The organism is Mucilaginibacter sp. (assembly GCF_039207105.1).
Lineage (GTDB): Bacteria > Bacteroidota > Bacteroidia > Sphingobacteriales > Sphingobacteriaceae > Mucilaginibacter.
On the sequence record NZ_JBCECK010000052.1, the window covers coordinates 1 to 24,721 of the forward strand.

Consider the following 24,721-nt stretch of genomic DNA (forward strand, 5'->3'; position numbering starts at 1 on the left):
TGCAGTCCATGCTGCGCTGTTTTCCCCACGTCGATAAAGAGCTTAAAAAGACCGGTATGAACCGGCAGATCCTATGGGAGGCCTATTATAAAGAGTTTCCTGACGGATATCAGTACAGTCAATTCTGCTTTTATTATAACCAATGGAAAGCCAGGGTCAACCCGACCATGCATATGGATCACAAAGCCGGTGATAAGCTTTATGTGGACTTTGCAGGCGAAAAGCTAAGCTATACCGATAAGGATACCGGTGAAGTTATTGCAGTAGAGGTATTTGTGGCTATCCTCGGAGCCAGCCAGTTAACCTATGTTGAAGCAGTTATGAGCCAGCAGAAGGAAGACTTTATTGCTGCCTGTGAGAACACCCTGCACTTTATTAGTGGCGTTCCTGCCGCCATTGTACCCGATAACCTGAAGGCAGCCGTAACCAAAAGCAGCCGCTATGAACCCACCCTGAACGAAACGTTCGAGGACTTTGCAGATCATTACGGCACTACCATACTACCAGCGCGGGCGTACCGCCCGCGTGATAAAGCATTGGTAGAGGGTGCCGTTAAGATCATTTATACCAAGATCTATGCACCGATCAACCGGGTTACCTATCATTCTTTAAAAGAGTTGAATAAAGGTATCTGGGAAGCATTGGAAATCCATAACAGCCAATTGCTTAAAGGTCGAAACTACAGCCGCAGGCTACAGTTTGAAGAGATCGAACGGCATACCCTGATGCCGTTGCCTGTACTGCCTTACCAGTTTAAAAAGCACTTCTACGCTAAGGTGATCAAGAACGGCCATGTTAATCTCGGCCCGGATAAACACTATTACAGTGTGCCTTATCGCTTCATCGGCAAACGCGTTAAGCTTTTGTATTCCAGTACCATCGTAGAGATCTACTCCAACTATGAGCGCATTGCTTTGCACAAACGGGCAAAGAACCCCTATGGCTATACGACCGACAAAGACCACATGGCTACTACGCACCGCTTTGTAACCGACTGGACACCTGATAAGTTCTTAGAATGGGCTGCTTCCATCCATGAGGATGTCAGGCTGTATATCCTTAAGATACTTGACCGCAAACAACACCCGGAGCAGGCCTATAAGTCCTGCCTGGGTGTTCTTGGCTTCGCCAAGAAAGCAGGTAACGAGCGGTTAATAATGGCTTGCCAGCGGGCACTCAGCTATGGTATTTACAACTATAAAACCATACAGACCATCCTGGAGAACAAGATGGACGGCTACGAGGAAAGCTTGTTTGCCGATGAGCTGCCGATGCCTAACCACGATAATATCAGAGGAAAAGACTATTACAAATAACCATTAAACAACAATAACATGAACATAAGTACATTAGAAAAAATGAGGAAGATGAAGTTCTTCGGTATGTTCCATGCTTTCAAAAGCAGCATGGAAACGGGTAAAACTAACGATCACACAGCGGATGAGCTACTCGCCCTGTTGGTAGATGCAGAATGGGACGACCGGCAAAACAGGCGTATAGAAAGAACTATACAATATGCCAAGTTCCGCTATAAGGCCTCTGTGGAGGACGTTCATTACCATGCCGAACGAAGTATCGACCGCAATCAGATCATGCGCCTGGCAGACTGTACCTTCATTGACCGCAATGAAAACGTACTGGTTACCGGTAGTACCGGCATTGGTAAAAGTTATGTGGCTTCTGCTATCGGCTACCAGGCCTGTATGCTGGGCTACAGGGTATTCTACGCCAGTACCCCCAAACTATTCGCTAAACTGAAGATGGCAAAAGCAGACGGCTCCTATATCAAAGAGCTGGCTAAACTCGAAAGGACACAGCTGCTTATACTGGATGACTTCGGTATCCAGCCTTTTGATGCACAAAGCAGAGCTGCGCTGATGGAACTGATTGAAGACCGGCATGGCAAGACCTCCCTGATCATTACCTCACAGTTACCGGTAAGCAAATGGTTTGAAGTGATCGGTGAAAAAACGGTTGCTGATGCGATCCTGGACCGGATCGTTCATGATGCGCACCGCATCGAACTGAAGGGGGAATCTTTGAGGAAAAAACGTAGTGTTGAACCTGCAAAAAGCTACTAATGGAAATACCTTTTAAATAACTATTTTTGTAGACGCTTTTATAGCATTTGCTGCAACCCAAAAGTCAGCTAACTCAGTGGTCAATTTGGCCCGGAAAAAGGTGGTCAACATCTCCATAACATACACATAGTAGACGCGCCAATTTAAAAGATAAGAAAGTAAGTGATGAGCGTTTGAAACAAGCTTTAGATCGCATCAAAGAGTACGGTTCCCGTAAACCAATAGATAATTTTGCGACAACAAATTTGCTAAATAGATTTAAAAACTTTACCTCTACTTTAGTTGGTCGGAATATTACTTTCCAGCCCTCCATACGTCCAAAATACGCAGCTCTTAATTACGCGAAACTTAAATATGGTGGAGCCCCCATGTATGGCCAGTCATATATGATACTTAAAGAATATGTCAAAGATAATTGTACCTTTTTGCACGCAGATTCATTAACACCATCGATATTAAACAGTCATCTAGCCAAGCAAACGCATCTATATCGACTAATTTTAAATATGAATCCTTTAATGCTAAAAATAATTGATGACGTCATGAACAAAACAGATATGAGCCACTTTACACATCTCCCTGGGTTAAGTGCCGTAGATTATCTGGAAGCTCAAATACATACTGAAATAAAATTTAATCGAGATGTTAAAAGCATATGTATATCTAGAAATGAATTATGGAATGCCGAAATAGAAACAAGAAAGCTCGTAAATCAAGGAAAAGCCTTCACCGTAAAAAGCAGACAAGAGTTGGAAGATATTTATAATGAATTTGCCAACAAAAATGGTATCGAATTGAAAATTTTATAGTTCCTTGACATCTTCTTTTTTCTAAAAGGAACTGTAGTGGGCACATAAGAACTTTCAGGTCTGTTTTAGAATAATTTAAGAACCAGCTTTTAAAGGCGAAGGCAGGTAAGCTACTTGCCTCCTTAATAGTCCGATGAATACGTTACTTTACCGCTCGTGATCCTACAGGCTGGAATACACCACATAGCATTCACCACGGCAGAAACTTAAAGCGCTTCAGAGAAATGCTGGGCTGGAAACAGGAAGCACTTGCCTTGGCCAGTGAGCAGGAAATGGTTGAGATTTTAAAGCGGAGCATTAAGGAATAGAACGCGTGCTTACGTTGTATAACACGCGTTCTAATGCGACTAAAGCTATATTGATACAATTTGCACTTAGTATTATTGTTCGTAGAAAATTTTCTCATTATAAATAGAAAATTTTCCGTATATTTACTTTATGGAACACAAGAGAAAACCGGATTCAATCAGTGGTAACCACTCAAAGGTAGATCGATCGAAAAAAGGTAGGGAAGGAGTAGTAGTTGGTGCGGGCACTAAGTTGAAAAATGACCAGTTTTCCGGTTGGGAAGAGCCAGCATTTGTCAAGTCTACTGCTCGTAAGCACGTTTCCATCAATTCTACATTAGATAATCCGTACGATGTGGATATCGAATATTATCAGCCGTTATATGCCAATCCCATCAGTTTGCTCAGTAATTCAAAAAGTGGGTTACAAGCCAGGGCTGCATTGGATTTTATACAATTATCCGGTTTTACGCATTTTGAATTTCAATCGACCTTTAAAACGACAGTAAAAACGATACAAAATTACGCGACCCAGCAGCTCAAGCTGGATTCCGTATTAAGTGAGAAATTATTAAAAGCATTCGCTTTGTTTGAAAAAGGCATTGGCGTGTTCGGGTCGCCACAAGCATTTCATGACTGGCTCAACCAGCCGGCTTTTGGTTTGGGCAACGAATTACCTTATACTTTGATGGACACTATAACCGGCATTATGCTCATCGAAGAGGAACTTATCCGGTTGGAATATGGCGACTTAGCGTAAGGTATGCTGGTCTACCGAATTGCATTAACTAAATATGCCGGGAGTTTGAGCGCCTCGGGCCGGGCTGCCCGATGGAACCCCAATGAAGTCGAGATGATTTATACAGCTTCTTCCCGGTCACTGGCCTGCCTGGAGAACGTCGTTCACAGAACCCAGCTCGGATTGAATAACCTATTCAATGTGATGACCATAGACGTCCCGCACGAATGCGCGATTGAAAAGATCATGTTAAAAGATCTGCCGGCTGACTGGAAAACATTCGGGCAGCAGCCACTAACCCAATCTATCGGCGCCAGATGGGTAAATCAAAAACAAAGCCCTGTATTACAGGTTCCGTCCGCAATTATAGATGGTGAAATCAATTTTTTGCTCAATCCTCTGCATGCGGATTTTGAAAAGATCAAATTGATCAAAACGGAGCCTTTTGTATTTGACAGCCGCATTAAGTCAAATGACCTTTAAATCCTGAAAATGGTTAAAAAGCGTCTGCATACTGAGTATTATTGAGCTATGCTGAATATTTCCCGCCATTCATCCGGCACATAGTTAATAGGAACAGGGTTTTCAGGAGTTTCCCAAAGTTTTAACTCTTTTTCGATATACCCGTAAAGTTTACGCAATCCTACTTCGTGATAGTTAAATATGGTGTTTATTCCGTTTTCATTTAACCAATTTTCCCAGAAACCCTGTGGTGATAGGGGATGAATATAGACATCATCATCCCAATCATTATTAAATCCCAGAACGAAGCCTGAAACTTCTGTTTTCATATCCCCCTTGGTGGCTTGATCAGCTATAGTCGTCAACCGAAAATAGACCGCGGGGTAATGCCCGCCTTCAGTATGCAGTATCTCCAGTTTGGCAAGTAACCTGTTATTTAAGGCCAGGACATTTTCAGAAAGAAATTCAACAAATTCAATCCACTGCCGATCGCTGATCACTGTTAATGGATTGTAACGCAAAATGACATTTGACATGATAAAAGGAATTTTAGGTAGAAACAGGTCAGCTATAGACCTGTTTCTAATGGATAGATTAAACATGAATTTTAGTTTTGCGTGATTGCTTTTTTGCCGGAGCGTCCTCCTTGTTCTGCTCGTTTTGTTTTAAATTCTTTGCCGATTTTTCTTTAGGCTGTAACAATTCCTCCCGTTTGATCTTCTTCATTTGGTGGTCGTAAAGGTCAACAGTTTTGAACTGAGGGTTAGCCGCGATAAAGTATTTTTTATCACCATTCTCGCCGCTCAACGTAATTTGCTGAACATTACCCTTTTTCAATGAGTATAAAAGTTCCTCCTTAGCCTTGGGGTCTTCCAGTTCCCTGATACCCTTGCCGGCTATTACTTTTTCGAGATCATAACCATAGTTTTCATGATAATGATTGATCTTTTTGTTACCGTTGTCTGTGAGGTTTTTATCATCCAGCGTTAACCAGGCCTGATACTTTTGTCCTTCTAAATTGTAAAGCTGTTTATGTACGGCACGGCCTTGCATCAGGTTAAAAGCCTCTTTAGCTGTAATACCACTGCCCTTATTGATATAAAATGTCTGGTCAATGTTTTTTGCAGCATCATCCTTGTGGTTGATGGTTGCATCGTACTTGTTGAAGAAATACATGTCCTGGTTATCACCAGCTTTAAAATGCAAAGTGTAGTCAACGGTTTTTTGATTAAACTCGTGTTGGAGGCCCAATGTAAATTCAGGCTTTTTAGCCGCCATTTCTCTGTCCAGTTCGGCATTCAATTTTTCGCCGAAACCCAGGTTAAGCAGCGTTTTTTTCAAAAATTCAGCATTTTGAGTATTCATAACGTAATGATTAAAAATGAAATAAATGGTTAATTAATGGTGTCTACAGCTACTAAGGTGCTTACCGGTTGCTGCTTTGCCGGATTTATTGTTTTTAGATCGTCTAAATCTTTTTGTTTAATTTGTAAGTAAATGTTGCGGTTGCCGTTTCGCTCGTATAATTCGACATCCAATACCTGATCTTCCGAAAGGGAGAAACGGTGAAATCCGAAAACTTTAGCAACCGCTTGTTGATGAGCAACAGCAGTTTTCTTTTGCAGCGTGGCCATTAGCGGCACGATCTCCTGTTCGTGAGTGGCCATTCGGGCAACTGTCTTCAGGTCCCGGATATAAAATCTTACAAAATCAATTTCGTAAGGAAGATTTGATTGGTTGCGAATATCCAGCCTGAAGAAGATCCGGTTACCGGCAATAGATAGTTTATTGAGCCAGGCTTTAACCCCGCCCGTCTTTTTCCGATCAACTACCTGTTGGCGCTGACCCTCGGCTAATAGGGTAATCACCTGGGTATAATCATATTCAGCAGTTTTGATAACCTTTGGTGTTGGCGGTGTTGATTCGTTAACTTCAATTCGTCTGCCCGCACGCCCATAAGAGTACTCTACAGGGATATGGTAGATTTTTGCCGTGTTAACCTCTTGTACGTTAATCGTCGAGGGCGTAAAAGCTGAACCTGTTGCTTTAACTGTGACCAGCGCATCTTCCTTTTGAGATACCTCAAGATCAGGTGTAGATTTACTTATTACTTTAACGGCAGATTTAAAAAATAAGGCTGTTGTTTTATCCCGGCTCACATAAGCCGTGTCCTGTGCATAAGATACTGATCCCCAGAAAGCAAGGCTGAAAATTATGAGTAATTTTTTCATGGCGGTTTGTTTAATTATCACGGTCGTTCGTATCCTTCAGTAGTACCTGATAACCGGCCTTTACTTTGACTTTGATTTGTTTCACTTTGTGATTAAATAAGCCTTTAGCGGCTTCAACTCCGGCGCTCGCGGCCTGGGTTCCGACAGACTGATCCATAGACATCAATTGCATAGACTGGACAGCATCGCCAACTCCGTTCTTTGCCGCGTCCCGACCTATCGAGCCCGGTACATATAATCCTTCTTGCTGATTGCTCAAAAATGCAATCTCGTCCTTCTACAAAGTCGTCGATTCGGATTTGTTAAACATTATTTACTTAAAGCGATTCACTGTAAAATGGAGACCGCCGAAAACTCCGTTTCACTTTCTGCCGATAGTTATAAATCCACTCAGTTGCACATACCTTCCAGTTGCGAATCGTTCCGCCAGTCTGCGTCTTCCATCCGCAAGAATTGTATACATTGAAGAAATCATCAGCTAATTCAGCTTCGCCTTTCTGGTCAAAATAGATCAGCAAAACATCCTTATCGGGCGGCATAGTGGTTCCCAAGCCATCATGGATTTGTATAGGATTTTTGTTGTTTCTCCTGGTCTGATTAGGCTCTTTCGGAACAATACGTTTGGCTTTCCGTTTCATACCATCTTCATCTGTTCGTTCAACTTACCGGAAGCCATCAGCTTTTCAATTTCTTCGGAATTGTAGTAAGTGATCCCACCTAATTTTTTAAATGGTATAAGTCCTTTGTCCCGAAGATATTGCAGTTTACTTTCAGAAAGCCGGAGCATCTTTTTGATCTCAAAAGCTTTCAGCCATTGATGGCCTGGCTGACCCGATTGTTCTTTGAGCAGCTTTTTTATGTCAACGATAAGCTGTTGCTTGAAGTCGATCAGATCCTGAACCGTGATCAGCTGATCACGATTTACTTTAGGAAAGTCATGTTGGATTTCATTATAATTTGCCATAGCTTAAAATTTAGCGACAGCAAATGTGACAAAGATGATTATAAATTTATCACACCTCATGTACGAGGTAGGTGTTTTTATGAATTCAAAAAGGTGTGATGAATATAACTTTAATTCCTTAACCATCCTTCCAATCATTGGCATCGAAATAATTGCTATGTTATCACAGGATGGGTTAAAACTACGACTATCCCAAGGATTATTTGAAGGATGATTCGCGGCTGCCTCTGTGCGGAAAGAAGCCAGCGCTACAAGGGAAGTCATCAATATACGTTTTAATATTTGTAAATAAATTGTTAATCCAGTTTACAAAATGATAATGATTGTAATATGCCCGATACATGTTGGTATAGAATTTCTTTTTATTTTCTTCGGTGCCTCCATCAACCCTGATCTTGCTGAGCAAATTATTCCAGGTATCACGTGCTTTTTTGTGTGCAGCATCAAAATCCCAGTTAAAGCCATTCATTTCCTGGTTCAGGTTCAACCGCGCCTGCTCAATGCTTACATAAGAGATACCGGTTAATTTGAACGAAAAATTAAACTTTATTGAATTGATCATTGATTTATCTTTACCTGCTGAACATTTATACACGCTGTTTTTTGTGGTTTTGTTGAAAATCATTTGTTCCATTGCGATATTCGTTTAAGGACCTTTTCTTATGAGCGAAGGGACAGGTTTTGACCAAGCAAAACAGTGCAAAAAGGGTGGCAGCCTGACCTATTGAACAGGGATGGGTTATCTCCTTTACCAAACGAATAACGCGCTTTCACCGAATTATATTGGTGAATTCTGCTATACCGATCCTATCGTGGCGTCATTTTATTAACCAAAATGTATCTATTTGAAAAAAGATAGTAAAATATAATGATGGTCGGGGGGATCATTTTAAAGCATTATATAGCGAAAAGACCTCTTCAAAAAAATTGAGATGAAAAGGCGATGAAACAACAGTCATCGCCTTTTGACATCCAAAATTATCAGAGCACACACTTGTATGCGCTTCATAGCAGGTTTTACTTTTTACTGTCATCGCCTTTATCCTTGTCTCCGCTGCTGGCTGCGGATTGCGTTGAAGACATGAAACTGAAGGAATATGTAAGGCCCACAAACCAGCCGCTCTTTATTTTATTACGGGTATCTATCGTTGTCACGTCAGGCCTAACCTGGGCCAGTGATCCATTATCATAGTATTTATCGGAAAGTACTTTTATACTGCTGAAATTCGCGCCGGCGGATAGGATGACTTTATTCCTTTTGCCGCAAACCAGGCTTGGCCCCACAAGGAAAGAGTAATTTAGATCGGTTGAGCCACCCAACCCGAATGTGAAAGCTGGCTGCCAAAAACCAAGCCGTTTATAAATGTGAACCAGCGCTGTTAAGCCCAGGGCATTTTTGCCATTGTTCTTGCCGTCTTCCCCGATAATTTCCTTATAGCGTATGGTATCGTTTTCAACATGGTTTTTCAGGCCGTAACTATAATTTTTGATGTTTGAATAATAGAAGCCGGTACTGAAATCTACCTTCCAACCGCCCCGTAACGGAATGGAAATGGGTTTGTTGTCAATGTGTTTAGTCCCTTCTGAACCATCCTTGGGCTTTACACTTAACGTGAAGTTTATAAAATCGGCGTTCTGCAATTGCGGAACAATATAGTGATAGGTAAATGTTGTTGAACCCATTCGCTGTATCAGGGTTTTTGTTTCCGCTATGATACTGTCGGGCGTCGTACTGAGATGGTAAAGAGTTTTAATGTCTTTATTGAAATCTGGGTTCTTATAATCAGTGCCGTCAGGATTTTTTTTGTGATTCGTAATCCTTTTTGTTTTAAGGGCGGTATATTTTTCATCAAATGAGAGCGCTGGCTTTTTTTTGTCAAAAGCATTAGCTATTGCATCCAGGATTGATTTTTTACGTTGTTCAAGAATATCGTTATCGGTGCAATCCGCGTCGGTCAGCAGGCTTTTAAGAAAGTCCTTCAACTGCTTGTTTAGATTGATGATTTTTGCGAACTCGGACTGGATTTCGTCTGGTTGGTCCAATGATTCTTTTCCCCCGGCCGGGCCTAAAAGCGTAAATAGCGTATTATAGAGATCGGGGACTGCCGAGGTCGTATTTTCATAATCGCTTCCGACGGTGATGTCGTATTTTGCTGTGTTAAAATTGGTGATAAAGAAATGGACAGCCTGGTTTTCTCTAAAATTATTATACCGGATATAGTTTTGGGGATTTTTCGCTTCTTTTTCTGCCGCTGTGTTATAGACATTAAAGAACGGTGCAGGGCAGCAAAGGTTGTATTCAACCCTTGGATAATAACAATCCGTATTGGGAGTGGTGTAAGATCCCGTTAAAAATTCAGGGTTTACAAAAACAGTTTTATCCTCCGGTAATGCGACCAATTCCTGGGATGACTGTTGTGTGATCCCATCCCCGCTCAGTTTCCCATTTTTGTCAAGGGAGAAACTTACATTGAAAGGGGATCCAGCTTTATCATTTTTAATACCGGTTACCGTTACTAAAATATCAGCCGCGTCTTTATCAAAGGTTTTCTTTAGGTCAAGTAATATTGGTGAATTACAATCGGTTGTTCGTTTCTCGATAACAACGCCATGCTGCTCTGCCTGGTAAGTGGCCTTTTTGTTCTTAAGGGCATTGCAATCAACGAAGGAGACATACAGCGGTGCGTTCGCGTCTAAGGTGGCGGCAGAAGCGGATACCGACTGGTCACTGAATTTGATGGTGACTGAGTTCTGCGCAAATGCAGGCAAAAAGGCTATCAATAGCCCCGAGATCATGATTAAGGTTTTCATAAGGCAAATTTGATGTTAAAGTTTCGTTCTATAGGGGCGGCTTTGATGGCGAAGCTCGTATGATCTTGCCCCATGACAATCATCCCAACAACGTGATTATCACTATCCAGCACGAAGGATCCGGAATCACCGACGACGGAAAAGTGCGTAACAGTAGGGGAAGTGATCTGCAACAGATCGCGTAAATAAAACATTGTTTGTTCTCCCTCATAATTATCGCCGAAATAGGGGCGGAAACCGTCAAAACGCGCATAGGTTATATTGGGGTCTTTCTGCCCAATTTTTTTCAGCCAGGTCAAATTTCGTTCGTCTTCTGTCATCGCCCGGCTGGATTTTGGGATACCCCAGGGGCCAATTTCTCTGTTTACAGTATGGCCCGGTAAGGGTTCAAGTAAGGCGATATCGACAAACGGATCACGCATCACATCAATAATTTTTGCTGCTTGTTTGAAGTCGCCATTATCATTTACTGAAACAAATGGATGATCCGTACTAATTCGCCTGCTATCCCAATCGAAGCCTCCGGCAAATACGCAATGAAAACAGGTCAGTAGTCGCAAGTTTCCTTGCTGGTCGTACACCGGGCCACCCAATGTCCCTGCATGAGATGGTTTGTCGGGTGTAGCGCTATTTATTACTCCGAGTCCCGCACGTAGCTCCATAGTTTACTTTAATGCAGATGTTACAAAATTTACAGGGGCAGGGGCGAAGTGGTCAGTTAGTTTTGCTTTGGTTGCCTTGTCTGGCTGCTCCCCGCTAAAGACCAGTGACACTTCGGGTTGAAAGGCATCACTTTGCTTGATCATAACTCCGCGGAATCCCTGCAGTTGTTGTAGTTCGGGCTTGATGATATCAGCCCTCTGTTCTAACTCGGGTTTTTGCTGATTAAATGATTCCTGCGCTGATTTAATGAGGTCAGTTTGTTTGTCTTTGACCTTAAATTTTTTGAGGTTGCCAAATTGCAGGACAATGTCCAGCATGTCGTGCCAGAATTTCGAGCCGAGACTGATAAAAAATCCGGTAAAGATCTTCCCCGCGATGGCTTTTGGGTGAAAGTCATCTGCAGCATTCAGCACACCTTTAGAGATCAATGCGAACAGGTCAGCGCCGGCAATAAAGGAAACAAGCAGGCCGCATAAAATGGATATTATCATGACCAGCATTTCCCGTTTTTTCTCCGATTCGTCATCAAGCTGTTTACTCCGGGTTGCGGGAATAGCAAGCTTGATCATATTACCTATGCGTTCAGCGATCATGCTGAGCGCGAATAAAATGGTCACAATCGTGACCCAAAGGTCGTTGGCGTTGATAATGTCTGGCATGGTTCAGGGATTTACAGGAAAGATAAGTACATATAAATACATAAACAACTAATAGTTAGTGTTTTATGTAAATAATAATATTAATTAATTTATTTTCTCTATTTCTGGTGTAATTATCGTAAAGTGTTATAGTACAATAAATTATAGATATTTGAGAGTGGATTTGGGACGAAAGATTCCAATTGTATCAATATTGATGAGAATATCATTGAATTGATTGTGCCAATTTGCTGCTATAAGGTAAAATATTATTTAAATTGCGTTGTTAAAACCTCTCTTTATCAATTAGTTTCTGATGATAAAAATATCAACCAAACCTATAACTGCGACGTCGGCAGATCTTGTAATAATTTCACAGTCAACCGCAGGGACAGCTTCAGATGGTTTTAGGAAGTTAATCCAGTCGGAGAGGGTAGGTTCGTCGTGTTTTGATATTGGATCTCCCATTGAATAATCATCAAAGAAGAAAATAGCATAAGGAATAGTTTTATGAAATTGAATCCAGGCAAACGGCTATACATCATTTTTCTCGTAGCATCTTTAAGTCTTATCTGTGCCTGCACTAGAAGAAAAAGTACGGATAACCATAGCAATTCGGATATTAAAAAAAGCAGACCCGGGCCGGAGTTAGTGAAAGAAACAGGGAGAACAGCATCGGATTCACTTTTAATATTCAAAGAAAAGTTTGTTTTCAAATCCGATAGTGCAGCCTGTTCTTTTACTGAAGAGTACCCGCGTGTGGAATATAAAAAAAATCTTAAAGCTGAAAGATTAATGAACGAAGTGCTTCTAAAAACCTTTCGAATCACTAAATTTAAAAGAACGCCCAAAGATCAACTTTGCGCTGATGAAAATTCAATCCCGGCGTATAAAGTTTACAATTATAAAGGTAAGATTCTGAACGTGCTTATTAATCACGAATTTTTCGGGGAGGGTGCTGCTCATCCCTATTACAGTACCAGTACCCTGAATATGGAGATCGGCACAGGAAGTGAACGGGATCCTCGAAGGTTATTTGACAGGAATAAGTTAGCGGCATTAAAGGCTGCCTTATTGAACAGCGTTTCACGGAAGGTTGATAGTTTGTTTACGGAGGGGATAAAGCCTCCTGATATTGCCTCGAATATAGACTTGAATGTTTACATGATATCGAGTCGGGGACTTACATTTTTTATTCAGACCGGAAACGGGGCAATACAGGAAATAGAAGTTTTTATGCCCTTTTCAGAGATTAACATTTTTTTAGACACATCATTTAAAAGTTAATTTATGGCAACTACAATACCCCGCGCCAAAATGGCTTTGCCCATTGGCCATAACCCTACTACAGTGTCATCAGTTCAATTATGTTTAGGAAAACCTTTTCGTCAACCGTTGAATTTGCTTTCATCCAACCAATATAGCCAAGGATTGGAGGTTTGGATTAACAGCAGTACTGATAACAATCGGTTGTATGCCATGTTTAATGGAATAATTACTGTGAAGGCCGCTACTTCTACGGATCCGAATACTTATTTGAAGTTAAAAGTTAACGCTGTAGAAATTAAAACGTTAAATAAATCAACGGATCTTTCCGAGCCGGTCCTTAATGTAATTCAATATCAGAACATTGACACAGAAATCGTCACGAATGCATTCAAAGATTTGCTCAGAACTTCCTATAACAATGCAACTGGAGCGAGCAGTACCTGGCATCCGCTTTTAAGAACTATAAGCAATGGGCTTAATTTCAAGCATATGCTTGACAATGCGAAAAATCAGCCAACCGCTGGCGATACAGATGCGAACAATCTTTTTAAAGTTTTTGAGATATTTTACGGCTGAATTATTAGCGCATTTTCGAACAGACCGAAGATAAAAGTCATAGCTTACCACAAAATCATGATCGATATCCCGAATGTCGATGTCAACAGTATTATATTTCCATTTGATAAATTCGGCAGTATGCTTTAAAGAGGTTTGATAGCGCTCTAAAGTTCCTTTTGCGAAGTCAGCACCGACCAATGACGATACCTGCCTGTTATGTTCCCTGAATATATCAAGTATCATCCTGGCAGTTTCCGCTTTGCCTGTGAGTTTACTTTTCAGGCGGTCCGCTGTAATGGTTGTTTTCTGCTCAGTGAGGCTTTGATGGGCGGAATACACCATTGTCTGCAGTTGGTCGAGATAAGCGTTAAAAGTTCTGGATGATTCCTTAGTTCCTTTTAACCGCCCTGCTTTGCTATTCCATTGCAAAGGATCGCAGCTTCTTGCCGTGGTAGTTTCGGCACGTTTACCGGCCACGGTAATACGAAGATAGATTGGCACTAAGCCATCTGAGTAGTTTTTGGGTTTCTTCAAATAGAAGAGTAAGCTAAAATTAGTTTTCATGTTTAATAACATTAAAAGGTGAAACAAAACTAAGCTTGCAGCTGATCATAATCAAGATGTTTAACTATTGAACATCTTGATAGTCAAAAAGATATGACTAATTCGGTGAGTTTAAGTATCTCAAAATTTACTCACCTTATCACGCACTGTTTTTATGCGATCTAGTGGATATTTTGAGCATTCGATGTAAAAAAACGCCTGCAATCATTTGATTTGCAGACGTTTGAATTATTTGATATCAAAATCAGCGGAGAGTTAGGGATTCGAACCCTTGAACCTGTTGATTAATAGTTTTTAAGCATTACTGTTGAGGATATTTTCTAAATTTTTCATATCCTCTTTCAACTTTTTTTCCACCACTTTTGCATAAATCTGAGTTGTAGTTATTTTGGTGTGCCCTAATATTTTACTTACCGTTTCTATGGGCACGCCATTCGAAAGCGTAACTGTTGTTGCAAAAGTATGCCTGGCTATGTGAAAGGTCACATTTTTTGTGATTCCGCATAAATCGGCAATTTCCTTTAAGTAACTATTGACCTTCTGATTGGAAACAGTCGGAAAAACTCTACCATCTGATAATGCCCGTATGTTGTCTTTGTATTTATCCAAAATATTCAAAGCTTGCGGGAGCAGTGGTACATTAACAGGTATTAAAGTTTTTTCCCGGCAGGTACGTATCCAGCGTTCTCCATCACTACCAGCGATGATGTGCTCAGGTGTCAAATTGATCATATCTACGTAAGACAGACCAGTATAACAGCAAAACACGAACATATCCCTGACCATATCCAAGCGTTCAATAGCCAGTTTTTTATTCTTCATATCCGCTAATTCCTTGTCTGAAAGGTATTCGCGATTAACTTTCAGGATCTTTAACTTATAAGTTGCAAAGGGATCAACGTCTATCCATTGAAGATTTAATGCCAGGTTAACCATTTTCTTCAACCGGATGATGTGTTTCATTACGCCATTATTAGCAAGTGGCTTTTGGTGATCTTTTGGTTTATGGTTGCGGAGATAAACCTCAAAGTCTTTAACAAATTTATAATTTAACTCACGGAGATAAATATCGGAAGTTTTGTAATGGTCTTCCAGAAACTTCACTAAATAGCGCTGGGTGACATAATAATGTTTTAAGGTACTCCATTTCAGATCTGATGTCGATGTTTCATTGTGATAGGCAATAAGCCGGCTTAAAGTATAAACTTCTTCTTTCTCACCTAGGAATAAATTTTTGATCGCAGCCGTATTGATCAACCTTCCTTTCAACTGTAGTTCTTTATAACAGTTACCTAATTTTAAACGCACCTCATCGAGGTAGGAATTTAACTCACGGGTTTCTTCTTTTGTGCCTTTCAATGCACCTTTTCCAAAATCCCAGATTTTTGTGTCAACCATTTTTTGCTTCAGCGCGATAAAGCATTTTTCCTTGTTGACGGTGATCACCACATAAAGTGGTGCTTTACCATCTTTTTCTTTATCACTCTTGATAGTGAAATAAATGCGGAATGACTGTGATGTTTTCATAAAATAACATTTTAAGTGATTATTGATTAATTACATCCTGTTTTAGCTTCATTTTTCAGGTGTTCAAAAGGTGTTCGTATTTTCTGATTTTTTTGGTGCTTTTAACCAATATAATAGATTGCAAATCAGATCATTAAATTACTTTTGAACACCTAAGTTAAAAACTAATCTCAGGTAGTCAGTTAGGTGTTCAGAAGTTTGGCTTTCTTAAGGGTTATTGAGGGTAGAATTAATGAAAAAACCCTCTAAATAAGCTATTTAGAGGGTTTCGAGGGACGTTGCTGTCCTACTTTGTGCGCCCACCTGGGCTCGAACCAGGGACCAAAAGATTATGAGTCTTCTACTCTAACCAACTGAGCTATAGGCGCAGATAATTGTGTTTGTTTAACGGGTGCAATTTTACATATTTGTCATCAATTTACAAAACGCTTTTATGAAAAACATTAAAAATATCATCTTCGACTACGGTAATGTTATCTTCAGTATCGACTTTTTGAAGGCCCAGCAAGCATGGAATAAATTGGGTATCAATAACTCTGCAGAATTTTTTGGACATCGGCAACAGGATGAGGTTTTTGATAAATTTGATCGTGGAGAGGTTACTGCTGATGAATTTCGGGCCTACATAAGGCAAAAAACGAACAATCCGGAACTAACAAATGATCAAATTAATGCGGCATGGAACAGTATGTTGCTCGGAATTGAAGATGGTAACAATGAATTGTTATTAAATTTAAGGAGTAAATACCGTACATTCTTGCTGAGTAATATTAACGCCATTCACTATGATCATATCATGAATTATCTAAAAACAGAATTTGGTTTTGATGATAATGATCATCTTTTTGAAAAAACATACTACTCTCACCTAACCGGTAAACGTAAGCCCGAACCTGAAATTTTTGAACAGGTTTTAAATGAAAACAATCTTGATCCGGCTGAAACTTTATTTATTGATGACAGCCCACAACACTTGGCTGCAGCACAAAAATTAGGCATACAAACTTTTTTAATGACAGCTCCTGACACCTTACAACAATTTTTTAAAAGAGAGAATTTGTAGCGTTTTAACAATCCAAGTTTTAAGAGCATATTTTAATTAAAATAGCCTCAATAAAGTGATCCATTATGGCTACTGGGTTTGTACTAAATTTATTTGTTGACCGGTTTGCAAGGATAATATTAAAAGATAGGGCATTATGGCCAAGGACAGAAGCCAAGCCGTAAATTCCGGCTGTTTCCATTTCTACATTGGTTAATACTTTGCCATCTGAACTTTTAAAAGCTATAAGAAGGTTAAGTAAGTCTGGTATGGTTGATAGTCCCCGTACTTGCCTGCCTTGTGGTGAGTAGAACCCTGGAGCAGTGAGTGTTATTCCTGATAGCGCCATATATCTGAATTTGGCAAGCAGCTTTTCGCTAGCGGTAGCTAAATATGGTTTTGTTTGATATTGTGTGGGTATTGCTGAACAAAACTCCTTTAAAAGCTTATCATCATTATCAGAGACTGTACGTTTGTAATAGTGCATCAATGCATCTAAACCAAGTGCAGCTGAGGAAATGAGTAAACTATCTACAGGAATTTCTGGTTGTAATGCGCCAGAAGTGCCAATGCGGATAATATCAATATTGCGAGGGTTTGGGTGGGGGAGTCGTGTACTTAGATTGATATTTATTAAAGCATCCAGCTCATTTAATACAATGTCAATATTATCGGTACCGATACCAGTTGAAATTACAGTAAGCCGCCTATCACCTATATGACCCGTATGAGTAATAAATTCCCGTTTACCTTTTTTTAACTCAATGCGATCAAAAAATTGACTAACCCTGCCAACGCGGTCAGGGTCACCGACAAGGACAACCAGGTCGCTTACATCTTCCGGAAGTAAATTTAAATGGTATACGCTGCCATCTTCATTTAAAATAAGGTCAGTTTCCGAAATTCTTTCCAAAATGTTTGAAATTAATTTGATAAAATTGATTGGTGAATCTTTACTAAAGTGTAAGGTGTTTTAATTTAAGGGGTTATAAATCAAATATATTAAAAGAATTATATCCGGGGTATATCAAAAAGTAACTTTATGCCAAACTAAAAATAAACTGATACTTATATTTTTAGTTTGATTCATATTTAATTACATGAACCTTTTGCAACTGAAAAGTTACCTTAAGTTGTTATTCCTTAACAGTGATTTAATGTAAAATGAATATCTGAGGGTCAATTTTGGGGCGATTTCTGGAAGGCAGTGACAATGTTTAAATAGCATAATAAATTGTTTTAGCCAAGCAGATTATTATTAACTACAATAAATTTTCGTCGCTATCTTTAGATAAATAGGTGGCATTATTAGTTAATTTAAAGTTTGATTTTTTAACATAACATCATAAATATGAAAATTCTTTTAAGTGCGTGTTTAGTGCTTGGTTTATCTGTATATAAATGGAGCGATGGTAACGATAACCTGCCTATGAATAAAATACAAATAATAGGCTCACATAATAGTTACAAAGAGGCTATAGATCCGGCGTTATTTAAAGAGTTTCAAAAACAAAACCCAGATGCAGCCGAAAAAATTGATTACGAGCATATTGCTTTAAAAGATCAGCTTGATATGGGGTTATTAAACCTGGAAATTGATGTTTATGCCGACTCAAAAGGAGGAAAATATGCTCACCCTAAAGGGTTGGATTGGGTAAAAGATCAACCACCGTTTGATCCGAATGGCGAGATGAAAAAGCCTGGCTTTAAGGTATTTCATATAATTGATCTTGATTTTCGCAGTCATTGCTTAACCTTTAAAGATGGTTTAAAACAATTGAAAACCTGGTCAGATGCACATCCGGATCATAATCCCATCTTTATTACATTGGAACCTAAAGATGGTACACCTAAAGATCCGAAGTACACTGCCCCGGAAAAATTTACCGCACAAACTCTTGATGAGTTAGATCAGGATATTCGCGAAGGTTTGGGTACCAGTCTGATTACTCCTGACATGGTTAGAGGAAAATACGCTACGCTGGAAAGCGCTGTATTGCACGACAACTGGCCAACTTTAAAAAACGCCCGTGGCAAATTTATATTTGTTATGGATAATACAAAAGAAGACCGCACACTTTACATTCAGGGTCATCCTTCATTAAAAGGCCGGGTGTTGTTTACCAATTCAGAAGCGGGTACGCCAGAAGCTGCCATGATGATATTGAATAATCCTAAAAATCCTCAAATAAAAGAGTTGGTCAAGAAGGGCTATATTATCAGAACACGTGCCGATTCAGATACTGAGCAGGCGCGTGCTAATGATAAGTCTGATTTTGTGGCCGCATGTAATTCCGGTGCTCAAATTATCACTACCGATTATTATTTAAAAAGCACACATTTTAAATCTGATTATGTAGTGAACTTTGAATCAGGAAACAAGTATTTCCGTTTAAACCCTATAAATAATAATAACGGGGTAAACAATGCCACAGGGAATTAACAGCAACAGCTGTTTATTATACAAAAAACTATGAGTTAAGATTAATAACAAACTGATCAGCTAAGGTGGTTTCCCCAATACGGTCAGTTTGTTGTTTATTGTTTAATGAATAGTAATTACCTGTAATTATTAAACCATTGCTTTCTTTTTCTACCGTGATATTTAAAAAGCCATGTGTATGATCGCAATACTTTACAAGTTCAATATCATTAAATAGTTTATTGTCAATGGTAAAACGTTCGTCATTAGGTTGAGCTACAGCATGAAGCTCATCAAAACCACCGGCGCCGGCAACTATGTAAGTTAAGTTTTTGTTATCATATTCCTTATTAAAACGCTGGTAATTATGAACATGGCCGCTCAAAACCAGATCGGGTATGATACATGTTTCTTCAAACACTCCTTCCAGGAAATTGATCATGGGTAAACTGGAACCGTGGTTTGTATCTGCAGAATATGGAGCATGATGCAGGCATACAAATAGGGCTTTTGCGGGACGTTCTTCGTTATTTGTTTTCAGCTCTTCAATAAACCAGTCACGTTGTTCTGGAGTTATAACTCCAAATTTAGGCACATTACTGTGAAGGCCTATAATATTGAATAGGGGAGTTTTTAATGTCCAGTAAATATTGGGCTGAATCATGCTCATTTTGACTGTTTCTCCGCCTAAATTAACAGGACGCGAAACGGTATCGCAAAACACTTTGGTAAAAGCATCAAGGCTTTTGTAGGGAACCGGATTTGCAGGGTTAATATCACTGTCATGATTACCGGCAATAGCGAAAATAGGGGCTGGATATTGCTTATAGGGCGATAAGAACTGTTGTTCATAGCGTTCAGCTTCACCATGATTGTAAACGATATCACCTAAGTGATATAGAAACTGTGGACGATCTGAGCCTTTAAGGTCATTATATTGCCTGGTCATTTCAGCAGCTACTATACCGATGGTATCCGAATCCCGGACACTGCCGGTATCACCAAGTGCATGAAAAACAATCTTTTGGTCACTGATGTCAGGTAGTATTTTTTCAATAGGTAAGTGGTAGGGGTATTTACCGGAAGGAGCAGGAAGCGGCTGAAATTTATAAGAATCATCGGGCTGATTAAGTTTGAAAACCGGCTTTAGCTGTATTGAATTTAGTGTTATCATATTATATAGCCAAAAATACCAAATGGGTATTAAGTTTTGATTAATTAATGTTATACAAGCTTAACATAGAAGCGTATCTGTATAACTCAAAATAAATCGGATAGATGATTTTATCCGTAATTTTTTACATTTAACAATTATTATAAATAGTGTATGTACTGGTACGAAGAAGAGGTTAAAGGACTTGAAAAAGAAAGATTAAAATCAATTGATCAGCCATCAACGTTGTTTTATGGCAGCTCAACAATAAGGCTGTGGAATACGCTGTATGAGGATTTTAAACTTTTTAAGCCTGTTAACCTGGGTTTTGGAGGCTCCACACTTGCGGCGTGCTGTTGGTTTTTTAACCGAATAGTTGCTCCCTATGATGCTAAATCAATTGTGATCTATGCTGGCGATAACGACTTGGGCGATGGAAGGCATCCGGAAGAAATATTTATTTTTTTTGAACGCTTAGCCCAACTGATTGCTGCCCGTTATGGGGCTATACCTTGTTATTATGTTTCTATTAAGCCCAGCATTGCCCGTTGGGACCTGATCAATTCGCTTAAATACACAAATAACATCATTGAAAATGAAATTATAAAATGGGACAATAACTGGAAGTTTATTAATATTTATAATAAAATGCTTAACAAGGATGGTCATCCTGAAAAAGATTATTTTCAACCTGATGGATTGCATTTAAATTTAAAAGGATATGCACTTTGGAAACAGGTTATACATGCTAAACTTTCAGAAAACTTTCACGCAGAATTAATATAAACATCATAAAATAGCCTCATATTGCATATATAAGTATGAATAGAGAGTACATTCGGTGGTATAGCCCGGTTCTTCAAAAAAATATGGAGATGCTGGTATTTGGGTCCGCTGGTGCTACTGTTTTATTTTTTCCGGCAAGGATGGGGCGTTTTTATGATTATGAGAACTGGAGAGTAATTGAAGCCTTGCGTGATAAAATTGAAAAAGGCTATATACAAGTTTACTGCGTTGATAGCATTGATTGTGAAAGTTTTTATAGCAAAGGATTTCATCCGGCTGTAAAAGTACAGCGCCATATTCAGTATGAGCAGTATATTTTGAACGAGGTTATACCTTTTATGGATAAGAAAAATCCTGACTCGTATAAAATAGTGGCCGGTTGTAGCCTGGGTGCATACCATGCTGTAAATATAGCTTTAAAACATCCTGCCGAATTTAACAAGGTGATTGGCATGAGTGGCCGATATGACCTTGCCATTAAAATAGGCCATTACGATGATTTATTGGAAGGCTATTGGGACGAGAATATTTATTTCAATATGCCATCACAATACATCGCCAATTTGCAGGATGAGAATAAAATACAGGCGATAAAGGAAATGCACATTGTTTTAGCAATTGGCCAGGAAGATGTGCTATTGGAAAATAATAAGGCTTTAGCCAGCTCGTTGACCCAGAAAGGAATAAATACCTCTTTATATATTTGGGATAAGGAGGCTCACCAAGCACGTGCATGGCGGTTAATGGTTGTTAACTATCTATAGTAAGTTTTACTTTACTTTTTGCTTGAGTCTATGCCAGCCTAATTGGTAACAATTATGTTGTATAGTATTTCTTAACTTAGAGTATATCTTATAACTATAATTTTACTGCCTACAAGTAAATAAAATGACTACCAAAGCATTTATTATAAATATTTTCTTAGCCGGATTTCTTGGCTCTTTTACAGCATGCCATACAGTAAATAGCAATAAACAAGCAGCTATCAACGAGCAAGCCAATATGCATAGCGCTTATGATGATAGTACGCTAAATCGGAATATATTACCTGTTTTAATGCCTTATAACAGGGTAATAGATCCAGTAGGTAACGTTATATCGTTTGGTGATCCTGGTGATGAAAACCACAGCATGGATGTTAAACAGATTCCGGATAGTAAATTGATAGCTGTTGAAGATCGGTTTGGAGTGACCTTAATAGATACCGTATTGAGTAGGGTAGTAACCCGATGGACTTATAAACAAGATGCCAGGTACCGTGGGCTAACAAGCACCTATTCAGGATTAAAGGTTTTAAAAACTGATAATCAAACTCAGATTTATTGGAGTGCTGCAGCTGGCAAAGGGAAAGACTCAAAATCATATGTTTTTCAAGCGGTTTGGGATGGTCAAACTGTTAGCATTAAAAACACATTTAGCTTTAAGGCTGAAGGAGAATCGCCATTAGCTTTGCCTAATGATCTGGCTATAAATAAAGAATCAGGAGTTAATTTTCTTTATGTGGTTTTAAATGGAAACAATCAATTGGTCAAAATTGATCTGTCAACCAATAAAACAGTTTGGACAAAGCCTACAGGTGTTGCTCCTTATGGCATCGTAATAGCTAAAAATAAGATATTTTTAACTAATTGGGCAGGGCCAAATGCGGTGGATACAATTAATCGCGAAACCGCCGGAGTACCTTACGGAAAAACGTATATCGACCCTAAAACTGGCGCTACAGCAATGGGTACCGTTATGGTAATGAGTTTAAATAATGGTGACGTTATAAAGGAAATACAGGTAGGCCTGCATCCTAATGCCATTATTAGTAGTCCTGATGAAGCTTTTGTGTATGTTGCCAATGGAAACAGCGATATGGTATCAGTTCTCAATACAAACTCTATGCAAAGGGTTGATGATATCGACGTTAAATTAAATCCAGGTAAAAGAAGTTATATTGGTGATACTCCAAATGCTTTGGCTATTAATAAGCAGGGAACAATTTTGTATGTAGCTAATGGTTTGGATAATGCAGTTGCAATGGTTAAGCTTGGATCAAAAGCAGCTTCCAACGGTGTGGGCAAAGATGAAATAAAAGGATTTATACCAACAGAGGCATATCCTGGCGGCTTAGCAGTAGATGATAATACCTTATTTGTAACTAACCTGGAAGGTGAAGGTTCGCGTGTAAGCAGCAAAGAAATTGGTAAAGCCGGGGCAGAAGATGGTATGATTGAAGGAAGCCAACCGGTATATAATTCACATCATCAAAGAGCTACCGTTTCTATTATTCCAATCCCTGATAACGAACTTTTAAAGCTATACACTAAAAAAGTACAAAACCTTAACTTAAGTTTCAGGCAACAGATTGCGCAATTAATGCCGCGTAAAAATGTACCTGCGCGCCCAATACCAGAACGTATTGGTGAGCCATCGGTATTTAATCATGTGCTTTATATTATCAAGGAAAACCGCACTTATGATCAGGTTTTGGGCGATATGCCAGAGGGTAACGGGGCAAAGTCTTTATGTATTTATGGCGATAGCGTTACACCTAATGAACACAGCATAGCCCGAAATTTCTTATTGCTGGATAATTACTACGTATCTGGAAAATGCTCTGCCGAAGGCCACCAATGGACAGATGCAGCTATGGTAACTGATTACGTTGAAAAAAGTGTCAGGTCGTGGTTTCGTAGTTACCCTCATGTTCAGGAAGATGCACTGGTTTATGACGGTAATGGCTTTATATGGAACAACGCCGCAGATCATGGTAAAACGGTAAGAATATATGGCGAGGCTTGCGCTGTACATTTCGATAACAAATTGAGTTGGTCAGATATTTACAATAACTATAATTCCGGTAAACCATTTGAATTCAAGAATACCAGCACTATATCGCGGGTTCGCCCTATGCTATCGCAAAATTACCCAGGTTCTGATGAGCATAAAATTAACGAACAATTGCGCGCCACTGCATTTATAAATGAGTTAAAAGAGTATGAAAAAAAGCCAGGCGATCAGCTACCTCAATTAATGGTGATGGCACTCTCTGCAGATCATACCGTAGGTACACGCCCAGGTTACCCAACTCCTGAAGCTATGGTTGCGGACAACGATCTGGCACTTGGCCGAATGGTTGAAGCATTGTCAAAAAGCCGTTTTTGGAAAAACACAGTAATATTTGTTACTGAGGATGACTCGCAGGCCGGTTGGGATCATGTTTCGGCCTATCGTACCACTGGTTTTGTAATTAGTCCTTATAGCAGACTACAGGCAACAGTGAAAAAAAATTATAACCAAACATGTATAGTTCGGTCTATTGAACAAATATTGGGTATCCCTCCAATGAATATCATTGATGCAACCGCATTGCCTATGTTTGATTGTTTTGCTAATAAACCATCAAACTATGTTTATCAAAGTGTACCCAATCGCATACCTTTAAATAGGTTGAGTCCCAAATTATCATCGCTTAAAGGAGCCGCACTTCATTATGCCCAATTATCTTCAAAACCGGAATATGATCATATTGATGGGGGCAATGATGATGTGATGAATCGCATTCTGTGGTTTGCTGGTAAAGGTAAAAAAGCTTATCCGGCTAAACTTGCCGGTAAGGATAATGACGATTAAGGTGATGTTAAATCGTGCTATATTGATATTGTATATTAACGATTTAGCTACAAATTAAACGTTCTGGTTTTAAACAATAGGCGCAGAATACTACATT

The 24,721-nt window shown here is 39.4% G+C and carries 25 protein-coding genes and 1 tRNA gene; 11 read left to right on the forward strand and 15 right to left on the reverse strand.

The window, feature by feature from the left end; genetic code table 11:
- The 5 genes from istA to AAGC65_RS12515 form a co-directional block, all read left to right on the forward strand.
- The coding region (gene istA / locus AAGC65_RS12495; protein WP_343112787.1) for an IS21 family transposase at positions 1-1,316 on the forward strand (1,316 nt) is incomplete at its 5' end.
- Between the two features lie 18 nt (positions 1,317-1,334).
- Positions 1,335-2,081, forward strand: coding sequence for an IS21-like element helper ATPase IstB (gene istB, locus AAGC65_RS12500; protein ID WP_343112788.1), 747 nt, complete (start codon positions 1,335-1,337; stop codon positions 2,079-2,081).
- Positions 2,082-2,254: 173 nt separating this feature from the next.
- A complete protein-coding gene (locus tag AAGC65_RS12505; RefSeq protein WP_343112789.1) occupies positions 2,255-2,890 on the forward strand; it encodes a DUF3626 domain-containing protein in 636 nt (211 codons plus the stop codon).
- 438 nt (positions 2,891-3,328) lie between these two features.
- Positions 3,329-3,937 (forward strand): antitoxin Xre/MbcA/ParS toxin-binding domain-containing protein, encoded by a 609-nt coding sequence (locus tag AAGC65_RS12510; RefSeq protein WP_343112790.1) that lies wholly within the window; start codon positions 3,329-3,331, stop codon positions 3,935-3,937.
- 3 nt (positions 3,938-3,940) lie between these two features.
- Entirely contained in the window at positions 3,941-4,399 is a 459-nt protein-coding gene (locus AAGC65_RS12515) for an RES family NAD+ phosphorylase (RefSeq protein WP_343112791.1), read from the forward strand.
- A 38-nt stretch (positions 4,400-4,437) separates the two neighbouring features.
- Here the strand turns inward: AAGC65_RS12515 and AAGC65_RS12520 are convergent, their stop codons facing one another.
- The 10 genes from AAGC65_RS12520 to AAGC65_RS12565 all read right to left on the reverse strand — a co-directional run bounded on the left by AAGC65_RS12520 (position 4,438) and on the right by AAGC65_RS12565 (position 11,706).
- Positions 4,438-4,980, reverse strand: coding sequence for a hypothetical protein (locus AAGC65_RS12520; RefSeq protein ID WP_343112792.1), 543 nt, complete (start codon positions 4,978-4,980; stop codon positions 4,438-4,440).
- On the reverse strand, positions 4,973-5,743 hold the full coding sequence (locus AAGC65_RS12525; protein ID WP_343112793.1) for a hypothetical protein: 771 nt from the start codon (positions 5,741-5,743) through the stop codon (positions 4,973-4,975). Before AAGC65_RS12525 ends, AAGC65_RS12520 begins: the two co-directional genes overlap by 8 nt.
- A gap of 29 nt (positions 5,744-5,772) precedes the next feature.
- Positions 5,773-6,609 carry a DUF4138 domain-containing protein gene (locus AAGC65_RS12530; RefSeq protein ID WP_343112794.1) on the reverse strand — a complete coding sequence of 279 codons (837 nt, stop codon included), beginning with the start codon at positions 6,607-6,609 and terminating at the stop codon, positions 5,773-5,775.
- A gap of 10 nt (positions 6,610-6,619) precedes the next feature.
- A complete protein-coding gene (gene traM, locus AAGC65_RS12535; protein ID WP_343112795.1) occupies positions 6,620-6,868 on the reverse strand; it encodes a conjugative transposon protein TraM in 249 nt (82 codons plus the stop codon).
- 58 nt (positions 6,869-6,926) lie between these two features.
- The gene (locus AAGC65_RS12540; protein ID WP_343112796.1) at positions 6,927-7,247 is read right to left on the reverse strand and encodes a hypothetical protein; all 321 of its coding nucleotides are present in this window, start codon (positions 7,245-7,247) and stop codon (positions 6,927-6,929) included.
- Entirely contained in the window at positions 7,244-7,573 is a 330-nt protein-coding gene (locus AAGC65_RS12545; protein WP_343112797.1) for a helix-turn-helix domain-containing protein, read from the reverse strand. Before AAGC65_RS12545 ends, AAGC65_RS12540 begins: the two co-directional genes overlap by 4 nt.
- A gap of 199 nt (positions 7,574-7,772) precedes the next feature.
- Complete coding sequence (locus AAGC65_RS12550) at positions 7,773-8,207, reverse strand: glycoside hydrolase domain-containing protein (RefSeq protein WP_343112798.1); 435 nt, start codon at positions 8,205-8,207, stop codon at positions 7,773-7,775.
- Between the two features lie 383 nt (positions 8,208-8,590).
- Entirely contained in the window at positions 8,591-10,384 is a 1,794-nt protein-coding gene (locus AAGC65_RS12555; protein ID WP_343112799.1) for a hypothetical protein, read from the reverse strand.
- On the reverse strand, positions 10,381-11,046 hold the full coding sequence (locus AAGC65_RS12560; RefSeq protein ID WP_343112800.1) for a hypothetical protein: 666 nt from the start codon (positions 11,044-11,046) through the stop codon (positions 10,381-10,383). The genes AAGC65_RS12555 and AAGC65_RS12560 overlap by 4 nt, the downstream gene beginning before the upstream one ends.
- Positions 11,047-11,049: 3 nt before the next feature.
- Positions 11,050-11,706 (reverse strand): hypothetical protein, encoded by a 657-nt coding sequence (locus AAGC65_RS12565; protein ID WP_343112801.1) that lies wholly within the window; start codon positions 11,704-11,706, stop codon positions 11,050-11,052.
- Positions 11,707-12,195: 489 nt separating this feature from the next.
- On the opposite strand from AAGC65_RS12565, the gene AAGC65_RS12570 reads away from it, so the two are divergent.
- Entirely contained in the window at positions 12,196-12,972 is a 777-nt protein-coding gene (locus AAGC65_RS12570; protein WP_343112802.1) for a hypothetical protein, read from the forward strand.
- 435 nt (positions 12,973-13,407) lie between these two features.
- Here AAGC65_RS12570 and AAGC65_RS12575 read toward each other — a convergent pair whose 3' ends face one another.
- The 3 genes from AAGC65_RS12575 to AAGC65_RS12585 all read right to left on the reverse strand — a co-directional run bounded on the left by AAGC65_RS12575 (position 13,408) and on the right by AAGC65_RS12585 (position 15,971).
- Positions 13,408-14,076, reverse strand: coding sequence for a phage integrase SAM-like domain-containing protein (locus AAGC65_RS12575; protein ID WP_343112803.1), 669 nt, complete (start codon positions 14,074-14,076; stop codon positions 13,408-13,410).
- A gap of 294 nt (positions 14,077-14,370) precedes the next feature.
- A complete protein-coding gene (locus tag AAGC65_RS12580) occupies positions 14,371-15,603 on the reverse strand; it encodes a site-specific integrase (RefSeq protein ID WP_343112804.1) in 1,233 nt (410 codons plus the stop codon).
- A 294-nt stretch (positions 15,604-15,897) separates the two neighbouring features.
- Positions 15,898-15,971, reverse strand: a tRNA-Ile gene (locus AAGC65_RS12585).
- 65 nt (positions 15,972-16,036) lie between these two features.
- Here AAGC65_RS12585 and AAGC65_RS12590 point away from each other — a divergent pair.
- Positions 16,037-16,666 (forward strand): HAD family phosphatase, encoded by a 630-nt coding sequence (locus AAGC65_RS12590; protein WP_343112805.1) that lies wholly within the window; start codon positions 16,037-16,039, stop codon positions 16,664-16,666.
- A 19-nt stretch (positions 16,667-16,685) separates the two neighbouring features.
- Here the strand turns inward: AAGC65_RS12590 and AAGC65_RS12595 are convergent, their stop codons facing one another.
- Positions 16,686-17,558 (reverse strand): nucleoside phosphorylase, encoded by an 873-nt coding sequence (locus tag AAGC65_RS12595; protein WP_343112806.1) that lies wholly within the window; start codon positions 17,556-17,558, stop codon positions 16,686-16,688.
- A gap of 438 nt (positions 17,559-17,996) precedes the next feature.
- Here AAGC65_RS12595 and AAGC65_RS12600 point away from each other — a divergent pair, with 438 nt between their 5' ends.
- Complete coding sequence (locus tag AAGC65_RS12600; protein ID WP_343112807.1) at positions 17,997-19,088, forward strand: phosphatidylinositol-specific phospholipase C1-like protein; 1,092 nt, start codon at positions 17,997-17,999, stop codon at positions 19,086-19,088.
- Positions 19,089-19,116: 28 nt separating this feature from the next.
- Here AAGC65_RS12600 and AAGC65_RS12605 read toward each other — a convergent pair whose 3' ends face one another.
- Positions 19,117-20,241, reverse strand: a complete 1,125-nt coding sequence (locus AAGC65_RS12605) for a metallophosphoesterase (RefSeq protein WP_343112808.1) — start codon at positions 20,239-20,241, stop codon at positions 19,117-19,119.
- Positions 20,242-20,394: 153 nt separating this feature from the next.
- Between AAGC65_RS12605 and AAGC65_RS12610 the strand changes: the two genes are divergently transcribed.
- The 3 genes from AAGC65_RS12610 (at position 20,395) to AAGC65_RS12620 (ending at position 24,624) form a co-directional block, all read left to right on the forward strand.
- Positions 20,395-21,006, forward strand: a complete 612-nt coding sequence (locus tag AAGC65_RS12610; protein WP_343112809.1) for a GDSL-type esterase/lipase family protein — start codon at positions 20,395-20,397, stop codon at positions 21,004-21,006.
- Positions 21,007-21,089: 83 nt separating this feature from the next.
- Positions 21,090-21,770, forward strand: a complete 681-nt coding sequence (locus AAGC65_RS12615) for an alpha/beta hydrolase-fold protein (RefSeq protein WP_343112810.1) — start codon at positions 21,090-21,092, stop codon at positions 21,768-21,770.
- A gap of 124 nt (positions 21,771-21,894) precedes the next feature.
- Positions 21,895-24,624, forward strand: coding sequence for a bifunctional YncE family protein/alkaline phosphatase family protein (locus AAGC65_RS12620; protein ID WP_343112811.1), 2,730 nt, complete (start codon positions 21,895-21,897; stop codon positions 24,622-24,624).
- Positions 24,625-24,721: the final 97 nt, after the last annotated feature.